This window comes from Mycoplasma sp. 2575 (assembly GCF_053851635.1).
Map to the genome: position 1 here is coordinate 1 of NZ_JBSQBB010000003.1, position 15,579 is coordinate 15,579.

At 28.5% G+C, this 15,579-nt stretch carries 15 protein-coding genes and 1 rRNA gene; all 16 read right to left on the reverse strand.

Features of this window, described 5'->3' with window-relative positions; all coding sequences use genetic code 4:
- Nucleotides 1-232, reverse strand: a 16S ribosomal RNA gene (locus ACWXVU_RS00665); the annotation flags it as partial.
- 390 nt (nucleotides 233-622) lie between these two features.
- Entirely contained in the window at nucleotides 623-1,093 is a 471-nt protein-coding gene (greA, locus tag ACWXVU_RS00670) for a transcription elongation factor GreA (protein ID WP_438340667.1), read from the reverse strand.
- Nucleotides 1,083-1,835 carry a BC85_0335 family putative methyltransferase gene (locus tag ACWXVU_RS00675; RefSeq protein WP_444705026.1) on the reverse strand — a complete coding sequence of 251 codons (753 nt, stop codon included), beginning with the start codon at nucleotides 1,833-1,835 and terminating at the stop codon, nucleotides 1,083-1,085. The genes greA and ACWXVU_RS00675 overlap by 11 nt, the downstream gene beginning before the upstream one ends.
- Nucleotides 1,823-2,170, reverse strand: coding sequence for a hypothetical protein (locus tag ACWXVU_RS00680; RefSeq protein WP_444705025.1), 348 nt, complete (start codon nucleotides 2,168-2,170; stop codon nucleotides 1,823-1,825). Before ACWXVU_RS00680 ends, ACWXVU_RS00675 begins: the two co-directional genes overlap by 13 nt.
- A gap of 4 nt (nucleotides 2,171-2,174) precedes the next feature.
- A complete protein-coding gene (gene ruvX, locus ACWXVU_RS00685; protein ID WP_438340664.1) occupies nucleotides 2,175-2,600 on the reverse strand; it encodes a Holliday junction resolvase RuvX in 426 nt (141 codons plus the stop codon).
- Nucleotides 2,593-5,256 (reverse strand): alanine--tRNA ligase, encoded by a 2,664-nt coding sequence (alaS, locus tag ACWXVU_RS00690; protein WP_456011932.1) that lies wholly within the window; start codon nucleotides 5,254-5,256, stop codon nucleotides 2,593-2,595. Before alaS ends, ruvX begins: the two co-directional genes overlap by 8 nt.
- 31 nt (nucleotides 5,257-5,287) lie before the next feature.
- Nucleotides 5,288-6,400 carry a tRNA 2-thiouridine(34) synthase MnmA gene (gene mnmA / locus ACWXVU_RS00695; RefSeq protein ID WP_438340662.1) on the reverse strand — a complete coding sequence of 371 codons (1,113 nt, stop codon included), beginning with the start codon at nucleotides 6,398-6,400 and terminating at the stop codon, nucleotides 5,288-5,290.
- 106 nt (nucleotides 6,401-6,506) lie between these two features.
- A complete protein-coding gene (locus ACWXVU_RS00700; protein WP_456011934.1) occupies nucleotides 6,507-7,907 on the reverse strand; it encodes a YitT family protein in 1,401 nt (466 codons plus the stop codon).
- A 3-nt stretch (nucleotides 7,908-7,910) separates the two neighbouring features.
- Nucleotides 7,911-9,329, reverse strand: a complete 1,419-nt coding sequence (gene dnaB / locus ACWXVU_RS00705; protein WP_455966443.1) for a replicative DNA helicase — start codon at nucleotides 9,327-9,329, stop codon at nucleotides 7,911-7,913.
- Nucleotides 9,330-9,368: 39 nt separating this feature from the next.
- Nucleotides 9,369-9,806, reverse strand: a complete 438-nt coding sequence (gene rplI / locus ACWXVU_RS00710; protein WP_438340659.1) for a 50S ribosomal protein L9 — start codon at nucleotides 9,804-9,806, stop codon at nucleotides 9,369-9,371.
- A complete protein-coding gene (locus ACWXVU_RS00715; protein ID WP_444705021.1) occupies nucleotides 9,787-11,757 on the reverse strand; it encodes a GGDEF domain-containing protein in 1,971 nt (656 codons plus the stop codon). Before ACWXVU_RS00715 ends, rplI begins: the two co-directional genes overlap by 20 nt.
- 112 nt (nucleotides 11,758-11,869) lie before the next feature.
- Nucleotides 11,870-12,421 carry a ribosome biogenesis GTP-binding protein YihA/YsxC gene (yihA, locus tag ACWXVU_RS00720; RefSeq protein ID WP_438340657.1) on the reverse strand — a complete coding sequence of 184 codons (552 nt, stop codon included), beginning with the start codon at nucleotides 12,419-12,421 and terminating at the stop codon, nucleotides 11,870-11,872.
- A gap of 1 nt (nucleotide 12,422) precedes the next feature.
- On the reverse strand, nucleotides 12,423-13,367 hold the full coding sequence (gene tsaD / locus ACWXVU_RS00725; protein ID WP_438340656.1) for a tRNA (adenosine(37)-N6)-threonylcarbamoyltransferase complex transferase subunit TsaD: 945 nt from the start codon (nucleotides 13,365-13,367) through the stop codon (nucleotides 12,423-12,425).
- Nucleotides 13,367-14,323, reverse strand: a complete 957-nt coding sequence (gene tsaE, locus ACWXVU_RS00730; protein ID WP_438340655.1) for a tRNA (adenosine(37)-N6)-threonylcarbamoyltransferase complex ATPase subunit type 1 TsaE — start codon at nucleotides 14,321-14,323, stop codon at nucleotides 13,367-13,369. Before tsaE ends, tsaD begins: the two co-directional genes overlap by 1 nt.
- 67 nt (nucleotides 14,324-14,390) lie before the next feature.
- Nucleotides 14,391-14,966 (reverse strand): variable surface lipoprotein, encoded by a 576-nt coding sequence (locus ACWXVU_RS00735; RefSeq protein WP_456011936.1) that lies wholly within the window; start codon nucleotides 14,964-14,966, stop codon nucleotides 14,391-14,393.
- A gap of 30 nt (nucleotides 14,967-14,996) precedes the next feature.
- Nucleotides 14,997-15,575 (reverse strand): transcription termination/antitermination protein NusG, encoded by a 579-nt coding sequence (nusG, locus tag ACWXVU_RS00740; protein ID WP_438340653.1) that lies wholly within the window; start codon nucleotides 15,573-15,575, stop codon nucleotides 14,997-14,999.
- Nucleotides 15,576-15,579 lie beyond the last annotated feature (4 nt).

The window sequence follows — 15,579 nt, forward strand, 5'->3', positions numbered from 1 at the left end:
CCGCACCCTCATCCTCTAGCGGGGCTTTAAGGCCCCTTTCACAACGGAATCATGCGATTCCATGCGTATCCGGCATTAGCCAATGTTTCCATTGGGTATTCCAATCTAAAGGGTAGATTAAGCACGTGTTACTCACCCATTCGCCGCTAAGGTATTGCTACCTTCGCTCGACATGCATGTATTAGGCACACAGCCAGCGTTCATCCTGAGCCAGGATCAAACTCTTAAAATTTGATTTTGGTTTTATTATATTTTTAAAAAATTAAAATTGACGTTATGGTATTCGTATCCAGTTTTCAAAGAACTACATATTAGGCACAAAAAAGTGCACTTTTATAAGTATACATTATTTTAAACTTTTTATTATGAAAATTTTTTAATTTTTTACATTAAATAAGAACGTTTTTAAAATAAGTACCATATCATTATACATGATTAAGTTAAAAAAATAAAATAAATTTAACAAAATTTTTTTATATATTTTTGCTAAAAGCAAATATTACAAAAAGTTCAAGATTTAAAATAAAAAACTTCCTTATATTTTTAAAAAATACGGAAGTTCTATAACTTATTATTATATCCACAATATATATTTTAAATTATCTACAATCTGGATATTTAGCTACATTATTGATTCAATTTTTACCTTATATTTAGGAGCGGCCTCAACCTCTACAATATCGCCGACCTTATGATTAAGAATTGCTTTGGCTAACGGAGAAGAATTAGATATTTTCCCACTAAATGGATCTGCATCTAGTGCGCCAACAATAATAATAGTTAAAACAGCATTATTTTTTAAATTTAAAGCCTTAACTGTTGAACCAATTTTAACAATATGAGAACCGGTTGTGTCTTCAACAATAATATGGGCGTTTTCTAAAATATGTTGAATTTCTAGAATTTCGTTTTCAATGGCGGCTTGCTTATCACGGGCCGAATCATACTCAGCATTTTCTGATAAATCACCTTGATTTCTAGCTTCCTTGATTTCTTCGATGACTAACGGTCTAGCTTCTTCTTGCAAATATGCTAATCTTTTTTCATATTGTTCAAGGCTCTCCTTTGTTAAATATATTTTTTTATCTTCCATCTTCTTTTTCTCCTCTTTCAACAATGTCTTTTATGTTATTTTTAGCTAAAAGTATAACACTTTTATTTTTGAATTTTAAAGTTTCATAACGCAAACCAAGATTTGCTGATATCTTCTTTAACAAATCTAAATTAATGTTTTTATTATTTTCAATAATCATTATTCCTTTTGGGTTTAAAAAGTTTATTTTAGAACTTATGGTTGATTCCAATAATTGATCCTTATTATTTAAAATTATTATTAATTCATTGTCATTTGGAAGCTTAGCAACACTTTGGATATTTTCAAATTTTAGATCTGGAAATTCATATAAAATTTTTTCATTAATACCTAAATCTATTGTTCCATTAAAAAATACTTTCTTATTAGCTAAATTTGATACTGATAAAGCAAGATAATTATCATCATCTTCTATATAAATATTATGGTAATCATTTAAATAAATGGTATTAACAACAAAACATACAAAAAAATCACTTAAATCATTATTATAAAACTTCTTAATACCACTTAGAACTACACCATAATTAGGATTAATTTTAATAAGTTTTTCTTTTTCGCGTTCTTCATTAGGGGATAAATATTTTTTAATAGCCTTCTTCTTATAATAAAGACTAAGAACAAGAGCGATAATGGCAATTAATAAAGCTATAGCAATAGAAATAATTAATCCCGTTCTTACGTTGGGAGGTATTTTGCTTGTCCCGTTAGAAATAGATGATATATATATTAATTTGCGCATAAATCATCTACCGTCTCAGCTTCAAACAAAATGTGTTCAATAGATTCGCCATTTTCATCTACTAATTCAAATTCATTAGCAAACTCTTCTAATAAATCACTTAAGATTGAAACAATCCCTTCATCTTCTACCTCTTCTAAAATATGAGATTTTGTTTGTCTAAATAGAAAAATACCTTTTTTATTAGTTAAAAATATGTATTTTTCACCATTTTCTTCAATCGAAAACAAAACTCACATTTTAACATTGTTTTCCAAAATGATTTCTCTTTCTTGTGAGAAGATAAATAATTTTTGTCGTATGTTTTTATTGTTGTTTTTATTGATTTCTTCCATAAATCTAACCTTTTTTTAAATAATCCTCTAATATGATTTGGGCAGCTAATGAATCTTTTTTATTTTTTCTTTTTTTGCCGTTATATCCGGCATTATATAAAATATTTTCAGCAAATATTGTACTTTCTCTCTCGTCTTGTAAAATAACATTTATTTCAACATTGTCTTGAAGTCTTTGCTTAAATTTTTCCACCATGATTGTTCTTGGGCTTCTTGAAAAATCCATTCTTGTTGGATAACCTAAGATAATTGTATCAATTTCATTCTTATATTGACTTTCATATAGTCAATATTTTACTCTCCTAATAACGTCGATAAAATGTCATTCCTCAAAATAGAGTGTTTCTAATCCAGAAGCAATTATATTATTAATATCACTGATAGCAAAACCGCATGTTTTTGAGCCTAAATCCATAGCTAGTTTACGCATTTATTAATTCCTTAATTTCATCCATAATTATTTTAATCTGTTTAGTTGAATTAATTGATCCTTGCGATACTATTTGATTACCGCCACCTTTACCATTAAAGTTAGAAATTATCCTTTTAAAAATCTTTGCTGAGTCATATTGTTTTGAAGCAACAATTAGAAAATAATTATCATCATTAATTCTAGAAAGACCGATTATCAATGCATCAGCATTTGCTTCACGAATTTGCACAGCAATTTTTCTTAGTAAGCTTGCATCATTTTCATTAATTATGAATAACTTAACATTATTGCCAATTATTTCAGGATTATAAGCATTTAAATTTACTGATTCATTATTCTTTTCTTTTAATAATTTCTTATAATCTTCTCTTAATTTACTTTCGACTTCATCATAATAATCCAACATTTTTTCTTTCTGCGATGAAAGGCTAGGAATATCTACCAAATAAGATAAATTATAATTAGATTCTAATGCTCTATTATTCTTTACCAAGGAAGACAATAATTTTTGCTTTTCTAAAATTTCATTATGTAAATGTTTATTAACATACTCTTCAGAGGTAATAACCTTCAAACGATAAATTCCAGTTCCCTTTGAATCAACAGAAACAATTTTAAAGTTCTCGATTATGCCAGAATTTTCAACGTGTGTCCCACCGCATAAATCCTTAGTAATATTTTCAAATTCAACAACTCTGACATTATTAGCATCATAATATTCAGATTCATCAATTGTCATATATGCCCCTATTTCTTGCGCTTTTTTGACTGAAGTAATAATATAATTTCTCTTAGCCTGCATTGCGATATATTCATGCATAATATGCTCAATTTTTTTAATTTCATCCTTAGTTGGCCGATGATCTAATCCGAAGTCAAATGTAAAATATTCAGGATGAATGTTTGAACCAAGTTGTTCAATAATATCATTTGTGTAAGTTCTTCTTAAAGCATGGAACATAATATGTGTTGAACTATGATTTCTAGCATAATTAATTCTTTTTTCTTTGTCCACATAACATTCAATAGGTAAATTTTTATCAATCTTTCCTTTAACATAATGAACATGATTTTGGTATTTATCTTTAAATACATCAATTATTTCAATTTTATTATTTCCTTGCATCATATAGCCAAAGTCATGATTTTGTCCACCACTAGTTGCATAAAAAGGAGTATTGTCAAGAATAACATATGAAAAATCATCATCGCTATCTACCTTATCAATTTCCTGCTCTTCATTTAGCAAATAGATAATTTTTGATCTAGACTCAAGAAATTCATAACCAATAAATTCAGAAATTTTCCTGTCAACCAGTGAAAGCGAATTAATAACCTTTTGCATCGCAGCCTTTAAGCTGCCTTTTGAACGTTCTTGATGTTCCTTTTGGAAATCATAAAATTCTTGCAAATTAATTTCGATATTCTTTTCTTTTAATATTTCAGCCGTTAATTCAATAGGGAAGCCATAGGTATCAAACATTTTAAAGGCAATTTTAGCATCAATAAAACCTTTTTTATTTAGTTCGTGTTCAAGAAGTTTTTCGCCGTCTTTAATGGTTTTAGCAAATAAATTTTCCTCATCCGAAATTACTCTTGAAACAGTTTTAACATCGATTTCATATATCAATGAGTCCTTAACAACTTGAACTAATTTATATAAAAAAGTTTTTTGTTGTATTCCTAATGATAAACCAGCGCGGTAAGCTCTTCTTATTAAACGTCTAATAATGTATCCTCTACCAACATTTGAAGGGCTAACGCCATCATTAATAGCATTCACACTTGCTCTAATATGATCCGCAATAATCTTAAATCAAGTATTAATTTTTAACTGTTCTGGCTCTTTTGTAAAATAGTTATTTATATCGTAGTGATATTTTGTTCATTCTTCTACTTTTCTAATAATAGGCAAAAATAGGTCAGTATCAAAATTAGTAGGCGCATCCTGAATAATAGAGGTTATTCTTTCTAACCCTGCACCAGTATCGATATTTTTAGTAGCTAATTCAGAGTAGTTATTTTCGCCATCATTATTGAATTGCGAAAATACAATATTTCATATTTCAATATATCTATCATTCTCAATATCTTCTTTTAACAATTCAATGCCGCGCTTATCATATTTTTCACCCCGGTCATAAAAAATTTCAGTATCAGGGCCACAAGGTCCTTGACCAACATCTCAAAAATTAGTATCTCTTGTTCCACTTATAAGATGGTCCTTGTTTATACCTAACTCAATTCATCTATTATATGTATCCAAATCTTCTTCATAGTATGTTATATATATTTTTTCTTTTTCGAGTTTCAATACATTAAAAATAAACTCATATCCAAATGCAATAGCTTCTTTTTTAAAATAATCACCAATAGAAAAATTTCCTAGCATTTCAAAAAAGGTGTGATGTCTTGCGGTTATACCAACATTTTCAATATCATTAGTACGAATTGATTTTTGCGAATTTGTTATTCTCTTTGCGGGCGGAACTTTTTTACCGCTAAAATAATCTTTTAATGTTGCCACACCCGAATTAATTCATAATAATGAAGGGTCATTTTGAGGTATTAAAGATTTAGATTCTACAACAAGATGTTGTTTTGAAGCAAAAAAATCAAGTCACATTTGTCTAATTTGTTTTGATGAAAGCATTTTTTCTCCTTGTTTTATATCATTATTTGATTTATAAAAAATTCTTTTGTTTTTGTTTATAAAAAATTCTATCAATGATTGCTGCCCCTACAACTTTTTGACCATCATAAATTACAACTTGTTGTCCTGGGGTTATAGCTTCTGTTTCATTGTACATGACCGCAATTTCATTATTGTCTAAAAGTTGAATCTTACATTTGATATCTTCTTGACGATATCTAAATTTGGCCGACAGGTTTTCCTGATTATATGTTTTAGCAATTAAATTTCAATCTTTGGCAATAATCTTATCGGATAACAAATATTCTTTATGGTCCTCATTAGCAACATAAATAATTCTTTTTTTAATATTATGTCCAACAACAAAATAAGGTTTCTTAAATCCACCGAGATTTAAACCCTTGCGTTGACCAATTGTATAATACATTGCGCCGATATGTTCCCCAACCTTATTGCTTGTGGCAATATCAATTATGTCACCTGGTTGAGCAGGAATATAATTTTCAAGAAATTTTGTGAATCTTCTTTCGCCAATAAAACAAATGCCTGTTGAATCTTTTTTAAAGGCAGTTTTTAAGTTTAACTTCTTAGCAATTGTTCTTACTTCATTTTTTGTTATATTAGCTAGAGGAAAAATAACCTTTTTTAGTTGTTCATTGTTTAATTGAGCCAGGAAATACGATTGATCCTTAGTCTGATCAAAGGCCCGAAATAATTCCCCATCATTAGTGTATGCATAATGACCCATAGCAATATAATCGGCTTTTAATTCATTAAATGCATAATCCGAAAAAGCTTTAAACTTTATAAATTTATTACAAAAAATATCAGGATTTGGTGTACGGCCAATTTCATATTCATTAATTAGGTATTTAAAAACATTGTCTCAATATTCCTTAACAAAATCCACACGGTGTAGCTTAATATTTAGTTGATTTGCAACATCCTTTGCATCTTGATAATCTTGTTCTTGTGGACAAATATTTTGTGAAATGTCTTCATTGCCTAAGAAATCATTGTTTAAAAATGAATCTCAATTTCGCATAAACAAACCTTCAACTTCATATCCTTGTTTTAAAAGTAGGTATGCGCACACACTAGAATCAACTCCGCCACTCATTCCTAAAATTACTTTTTTGCTCATTTTGCTCCAATAAAATATATTAAATTATAAAGTTTTTAACGAAATAAAAATTTATTTTATACGAAACTAGTATTATAAAAAATAAAAAGAGTCTCTATATAGACTCTTAATCAACAAATGATGTATCAAATACACCGGATATACTATGAATATTTGAGGTAGTTATTCACGCAGACTTATCTACTTTCTTAACTTGTTCCATAATAATATCTTTTTCTAAAAATAAAGCAACAGTTTCAATTTTGCCAAATTCCTCATGGCTAAATCCACCAACGCCATTAAAGATATTAAATGAGTGAGCATAACCAATCTTTTTAAATTGTTCAGCGACAATTTCAGGATATCTTGTATATATCTCAATTTTAACTTTCTTATATTTAGGATAAAACTTATTAACAAGTGTCGAAAATACTAATAAATATGAAATAGTACCTAAAATTCTTACTAAGAATAAGCCTGAATTTCAAACATGCCCTGTAATATTGCCGCTAAATTCTAACGAACCAATGATAATCGTTGATGAAGATGAAAAACAAATTGCTACCATTAAGAATACATTACCAACTGGTTTTTTATTTTTATATGCAATAAAGTTAGAAATAACTGATGTTCCTCCAATAGAACCTTTTTGTCTTCATGCAACTATAGAAGCAAATCCTTCTGAAGCACCACCCATAATGGCATAAACAAGAACCGGCCAATTTTGTCCATCATAAACACCATAAATTTTAGTATCTTTTAATAATAAAGGTATTGAACCTAAGAGTGATACTTTTCCTATTTTAAATTGTTCAACTAATGCAGAATCAGTAATATTTTTAACTATCAAATTCAAGTCTTTTGGAGCGTATTGATTTTGAAAATAAGTAATAACTTCCTTAGCGCCTTTATCAAATTCAATTGTTAAATTTTCGCCTTGAAGAACTTTTAATATTTCTTTACTTTGTCCGTTGTTATATAGTTTTGAAACTACTCTCGTATCAATTCCGAAAGGAGCTCAATAGAAATTATTCTCGCCAACCGGATTATAGAATGAAATTTTTTGATTAATAAAGTTAACAATTGGATTTGATCCACGACCGTCATATTCTATATATATTAATTGAACAATAACCTGAAATAGCATTCAATAGTATGTTAAAACCATAAACATTCTCGGGTTCATTCTTCAGAAAACAAACATTAATGGTAAATTAACTAATACATAAAATAAACCATAGAATTGTGCAGTAGCAGGAGCAGTAAAAGTAATAATTTGAGAAAGCGATGATGTGCCCGAAGCAATAGTTGCTGCCTTTCTAAGAAAAACAGTAATTGCTATATTGTATAAAAAAGCACTCAATAACATTCAAATAACTTTTTTAGGATATTTTTTTCATATATTAAAAATGGTTACTTGTTGTGGGTTTAAGATAGCCATTTTTTCATCATATAGAGCTTTTTTTTGCTCAACGGAAAGCTTCGTTTTTTGAATTTTTTTATCTAAGTTTTTTTGTTTCTTATCCATGATTTAATCCTCCTTTTCTTTGAAAATTTGATGTTTGTTGTTGCCGTGTTCCTTTAAGACATAGACAAATTTATTAAAGTCAGGATAAAACCCTAATTGAATAGTTTTAGTTGATCCGTGACGGTTTTTGGCAACAATAACGTTTGTTGTCGAAAACATTTCCTTTTGTTCGTTATTAGCATTTTGATCATTTTTTTTGTTTCGATAATAGTCATCGCGATGTAAAAAGATAACTCTATCGGCATCTTGCTCAATACCTCCAGATTCTCTTAAATCAGAAATTATAGGGGTTTTGTCTTCACGTTTTTCAACGCTACGGCTTAATTGACTTAAGGCAATAATAGGGCATGCTAATTCGCGACCAAGTTGCTTTAATGAACGTGAAATCTTGGCCACTTCAAGTTGTCTATTTTCTTGCGACCTTTTTGAATTGTCTCCAATAAGTTGCAGGTAATCTATAATAACAAGATCAACCTTAGCATTTCGGGCGTATCTTTTTGATAAGGTAATAATATCCGAAATATTTAAAGTAGCAAGATCATTTAATACAATATTTCACTCAAACATGTTTTCGACAGTATGAGATAAATTTCTTTGATCATCAATACTTAATTCTTTGGTTTTAAGTTTGTAAATAGGGACAGTTGAGTCTATAGAAATCATCCGCTGGACTAATTGTGGATTGGACATTTCAAGGCTAAAAAATAAAACGTTTTTCCCTTGTTTAGCTACATTATTAGCAATATTCAAAGCAAAGGCCGTTTTACCCATAGCCGGTCTAGCACCAATAATAGTTAAATCCCCACTATTTAAACCAAGCAAGCATTCATCTAATTCTGGAAAACCAAGTTGCAATCCTATTCCAATATCACTATCCTCCTTGCGCAAAATTTGTTGCATTATATTGTTTGCAACATCGCCAATTTTTTCAAATGAGGAATTAATTTCTGATATATCAATATTGATCAAGGATAATTGAATATGTGATAAAAGGTCCGACACATTAAAGGTTTTATTATCAATAGTATTTTTAATATCAACTATTAATTCATTAAGTTTATCGATTTTATATTGATCGATTATGTTTTTTACATATATTTCAATTTCACTCAAGAAACCAGCATTTTGAACCAAATAGCCAATATATTCAGGAGTATTCATATAAAATGAACCAACTAAATCAAACTGCTTTTTTTGCTCTAAGTAAACCAATAAATTAGAAAGGTCAAAATGCTCAGTAGAGTTATGCACTTCAACAATAGCAGAATATAATATTTGATGACTCTTAAAGTGAAACATTTCTGGCCTTATTAAAACAGCAATTTTCAAATATGTTTCAGGTTCAGATAAAATTAATCCCAATAAGGAGGCTTCATTATTAGCAATAGCAGTTTCTCTTGGGTTTAATGTTTGCATGCTCATTTTGCTCCCTTCATTTTATTGTTTTTTTATGTTGTAAAATTATTTTTCTTCGAATATTTGAATTAATAAAATTGCATTAACTTCCGGGTGAAGCTTTACATTAATATAATGTTTTCCGAAGGTGTTATAAGAATCCTTATTTAAGGCATGAGCACTAATTTTAATATTATGTTTTATTAATTCTTTTTCAATAGCCTTGTTGGTTATTGAACCGTGGACAATATTTCCGTTCGATTTTAAGAAAAAGTTTAAAGTTATTTTTTCAATTTGCTCTTTTAAAACAATCGCTTTTTCAACTTCCCTTGCATGATCTTCGGCAATGTTTTGCTTAACTCTTTCTAAATTAGCTAGAGTTTGCTTATTCACTGGTTGAGCATAACCATTTTTTATTAAGAAATTTTTTGCAAACCCATCATTGATTTCAACAATTTCATTTGCTTTATATTTATCATATTGTTTAATTATTATTACTTTCATTTTTTACACTCACTATCGCTTGTATTAAGTTATCAACAAAAAGTTCGATATTTTCATCACTTTCAGCTGCTGCCGTGCCATAATGTCCTCCACCGTTAACTGCTTCTGCAATTAATTGAACATTAGTGTCAATTCCTCTGGCTGACATCTTACATTTTTTAGTCCCAGCTAATTTGCCAATAACAAAGGCTGCTTTTCTTCCATTAACTCTTAGGATTTCATCGGCAGCAATTGAAATTACATCAGGGGAAACAAAAATATTCTTATAAGCAATGAAATATCCAGGTTTAACCTCCTGCAAGTTTTCAAGAAGTTCTAAAACTTGTTTGAAGGTTTCTATATCTAATTTTAAAGTATTAACTGAAATTTGGATCTTAGCGCCTCATATCTCTAATAAGGCAGCTGCTGAAAAAGTCTTGGAACTTGTTTGTTTTTGAAAATTATTAGTGTCAAGATAAATGCCATTTAACAAATATTGTGCTGTGATCTCATCCATCTTGTCACCATTATTTGAAATAGCAATTATTTCACTAACAATTTCTGAGGCTGACGATGCTGATGAGTCAATATAAGTATTTTCTCTAAAAGCATATAATGGGTTTGCCCCGATTCGATGATGATCAATAATGATTATATTATCCTTTTCAATACCTTTAAATGCGTTGGGATTTTCAATTCTTGTTTCATCAGCAACATCGCAAATTACTACAAGTGTTTTTTTATCATTTAATAATGTCGCTTCCTTTGGCGATATAAAGATTTGCTTGTCTAATGGACTCATATGATCATAAACGCGTTGCGTGGTTTCATCGAATGTCTTGTTTTGAATAAATGTTTCTTTTTCATAAGCTCTTGCTAATTTATGAATACCCCACGCAGAACCCAGCGCGTCAAGATCGGCGTTCTTATGACCATAAATTATAACTTTGTTAATATTCTTAGACTTTAATTTTGCAATCAAAACCTTAGAAATATAGCTAACATTAGTACGAGACATATTGATGTTTATTTCTGAGCTAGTTCCATAATATCTTGGATGTTCATTTTTTGTTAAAACAGTTATTTGGTCTCCACCACGGGTTTTGGATTGTAATAATGCCTCTTTGGCTAATTTATCAAGTGTTTCCAACTTGAATAAACCATATGAAAACCCACCAGACAATGTCAAGGATATACCTTTATGCAGACTCTTATTTTTAAGTTGATTAAATGCCTCAAAGTTGGTTTTTTCTAGTTGCTCAAGAGTTTCTTGATTAGTTAAAACAAAGAAACGCCCATTCTCATATTGCCGGTAAATAATATTATAACTTTTAGAAATATCATCAAACAAGGACCCGAAACTTGAATATATAGCATAAAGATCTTCTTGTGATAAGGATACTTGGTATAAATTCATATTGTCAATATGAAATTCGCCAAAAACAACACGTTGCATCTTATAATCATTTAATAAAGCTGTTTGAATAGTTATATCTTTAATCTGAACAATATTTTTTTCAAAAATAACCTGAACATCATACTCATAGTCATCTTTTTTAAAAACAAAGTTATTATTATTCCCATCTCATTCTTCAATATTAAAAACAGTTTTTATATTTTTTCCGACTATCGACTTACCAAATTTGTTAATAACAAAGTTTGAAGCTCATATAATCCTTCCATTATTTAAAAAAATAATAGTACCAATCCCTTGATCACTTATTTCGTTTTGAATGAACTGATTTAGGGTTTGATTTGCAATTGATGATTCTTTTAAATATCTTCTTATGATGAAAAATATAAAAACTCCAAGGCCCAATACCAAAAGCGAATAAATAACAATAATAGGAACTCTTCAATTATTAGGTAAATGGAATAATCCTACAAACAAAAGAATCATTGGTACTATAAATAAAGTAAATACTTGAATTATTAAAATGAGTAATCTTTTTTTGTCTTCTTTGTTTTTCATATGTAAAATTATACAAAAATTGATATAAAAATGGACCAATGCACACTAAATTAAACCTAGATTATTTAATTTTTAGTAATTTTAAATTTTTGGAAAGCAACATATTTAAATACTAAAAATCAAAATGTTTGATAATATCTTGCAACCCTACTTTTTTTTCTGATGATACTATAAAAATATTTACTTCTTTTTTAAATGTTAGTGCCTGGGTTTTTACTCTATGCCTTTGTGATTGATTAGCCTTATCAATTTTAGTAATAATAATATTAAATGGTATTTTTAAATTATTAATATACTCAATCATTTCCAAATCTATCGGCATAAACCCTATCTTGGCGTCAATTAAGAAACAAACTATCTTATCATTTGGGCTGTTGCGAAAATAATAATCTATTATTCCGCTAACTTTTTGCTGTTCTTTTTTAGACATGCTAGCATAACCATAACCAGGCAAATCAACCACAATCTTTTTATTATTAGTTTCAAAATAATTTATTAATCTTGTACGTCCTGGACTTGAAGAAGTTTTTGCTAATTTATTATTAGCTAGAGCATTAATTAACGAAGACTTTCCTACATTTGAGCGCCCTCAAAAAACAATCTCATAACTGGTAAAATCTAATCAATTTTCTTGTGAAGTTGAACTTTTTATAAATTTTCACATATTATTTTTTTACCTTTTCATAAGCTAGTCTAGCAATCATCATTGCATTATCAGTTGTATACTCCATTAATGGTAGATAAACATTGTTGTGAAGGGTTAACACCATTTCTCTAATTCCTTTATTAGCGCTTACTCCTCCTGCTAAAGTAATACATTTTGGTCCATACTTTTTAATTGCCTTTTCTAAATTAATTTTAAGGTAGGCAATTATCGTATTTTGAAATTCACAAGCAATCTTATTAATATTAATTTCTTCGTTTCTATTTATTAGACTATTAAAATGATTTATAACGGCTGTTTTGATTCCACTAAATGAAAAATCTAATTCATTTAATGTATGTGGAATTGAAAATTTATTTTTATATTTTTCTTTATTATTAATTCAAATATTATCAATAATCGGTCCACCCGGAAAACCTAATGATAATTTTCTAGCAATCTTATCATAAACCTCACCAACGGCATCGTCCAAAGTTTCACCGACTATCTCAAAACTATTAGAATCAGTATATAACATCAATTGCGAATGTCCACCTGAAACTAATAAGCATAAGGCAGGAAATTCTAATTCTTTCGATATAAAAGCTGAATAAAAATGGCCTTCTAAGTGATTTAACCCAATTGCTGGTATTTGATATATTCTGGACATTGTTTGTGCAACAATAAAACCTATTTGCAACGATCCTACCAATCCCGGTTCCTTAGTATAAGCAATATAATCAATATTCTTACAAATCTCCTTGTTATTAACAACGATATTCTTAAATTCTTCAATTAATAATGCAATATTTCTAACATGCAATCTCGAAGCAATTTCTGGAATGGTTCCACCGTATTTTTTATGAATTTCTGTTTGAGATATAGTTTTCATTCAAACAGGCTTATTATCTTCCAAAATAGCAAAAGAGGTATCATCATGAGAGCTCTCGATAGCAAAAATTTTCATTAAACACCTCCAATTTGAGGATCAGAAGCATAAATTAATTCTTCTTTTAAGATGTCATTTGATTCTCTAAATAAATCAACATATTTACTAAAATTTTTAAAGAAATTTTGGTAATTAAAATCTATTACTGAATTTATACTATCAACTAAATTTATAGTTATTCCTAAATTAGTTTTAATTACTTCATATGCCTTATACCTATTAGCTTTTATATAAATAACATCCAAATTTAGTTGTTTAAAAAACAAATCATATGTTGGCGCAATAAAAACTTTTATATCATTTTTTGCGATTACATTTTGAAGAAGTTTATTAGTAGATGCAAAAACAAAGGCTAGGCGTGTTCCGGTAAAACTTCCAGGTCCATTTGTTATGTAAAGATTATCTAGATAATTCAACTTTGTATTATTTCTTCCTAATAACTCATCTATTGATTCAAAGAATTTATCAGTTTTTTTAATTAGTTTTTCAATTAATATATGGTCAATCACATTACCATTTTCAGTTAAAGCTATGCAAAAATCTGGCAAAGAAGTTTCAATGAATAAGCCTTGATAACAAGTTTGCTTAGTTATTTTAAATAAATGAAAAATTTGACCATCCCTTTCGTGAAGACTGACCTCAATATTAAAATAATATTTAAAATTATGTATAATGTTTTTTGACCATTCAATAACAACAATTTTATCTTCAAAATATTCTTCATATGGGAATAAATCACCAACTAATTTATACGCATCAATATGTACCATTTTATCATAGCATATTATAGTATTAAATGTTGGGGAAACCACAGCCTTAGATTCACCTAATTTTTTGGCTATTTGCCCAGTTAATGTTGTCTTCCCTGCACCTAATTCCCCGTCTAATAATATAGCTTCTATTTTTTTAAATGACAGAAGATAATTAACTAATTCATCTAGCTTTTCGCCTTCCTTAAACCAAAATTCCTTCATTTTTTTAAAATAATCTCCTTATATAAAAACAAAAAAGAAGATTCAAATATTTTATGATTCTTCTTTTTTAAAATAATTTAGCACTGGCTTTTTTGTCAACTTCAGCTTTTTTAGTTTTAATGTCATCAAGAATTTTATTTAGTTCTTGTATTAATTTGGCTTTAGCATTATCATTAAATAAAACTGAATTTATTTTCTTAATTTCTTCTTCTTTTGCGCTGTATTGTTTAACTAACTCAATTTTCAATTCATCATATTTTTTATCTGACAACTGTTCATGTGCATATTGCTTTAATGTATTTAAAAAAATAAATACATCTCTTTGGTTATTACTATATTTTTCGGTTGTTGTTTTATTATCATTAAGAATTTTATTTGTATTTTCAATAAAATCACTAAGTGCCTTCTGATAATCGATATTTTTATTGCTATTATTTTTTAATATATTTTCAGCGTCAATAATTTCTTTTCTTAATTTGTCCTCATAATCATCAGCAAATTCAATATTAGATAATTGTTGCTTAGCAAGAGAAACTTCTCTTTCTAATTCTGCTTTATAGTTAGTACATGAAATGGCAATTAATGGGAGAGTCAAAGCAGAAATCGAACCAATACTAATTAACGTTTTTGTTATTTTATTCATAAATTCTCCTAAAATAAATACCATAAATAACTAAGAGCAAATCTCAAGGTCATTATGTGAGAATTCCGTTGGCACTTTTCTTCCAAATTGTTCAATATTTACAAATGCTTTTTGTTCAATGTCATCATTTCTAATAATTTCGCCAACTTCGCCCTTGAATATACCACTCTTAATTTTAACAATAATCCCCTCTTTAAATGCTGTTTCAATATCTCCCGCTTCAAATTTCTCAATGAGAATCCTTTCTTTTTCAACCATTTTTTCAAAGGTGTTTTCACTGATTGGCGTTGGTTTTGCACCTTTTCCAGAAGATCCAATCAAACCAGTAACGTATTGTGTATTACGAACTAAATACCAGGATTCATCAGTCATTATCATATTAAGAAAAATATAACCTTTATAAATATTTACATACTTAATGTTGTATTCCTCACCCCTACTTTTCTTTTGCAATTCTTTGCTAGACAAATGGGGCATCTTAAAAATTCTAATATCCTTAAAGAAATCTTCCATTTTTTGAGAACTAATCTTATTTTTCAATGCTTCAACAACATTATCTTCCTTGCCTGAAACAGTTGATATCATATATCACTTACAATCTGAATACATTTTT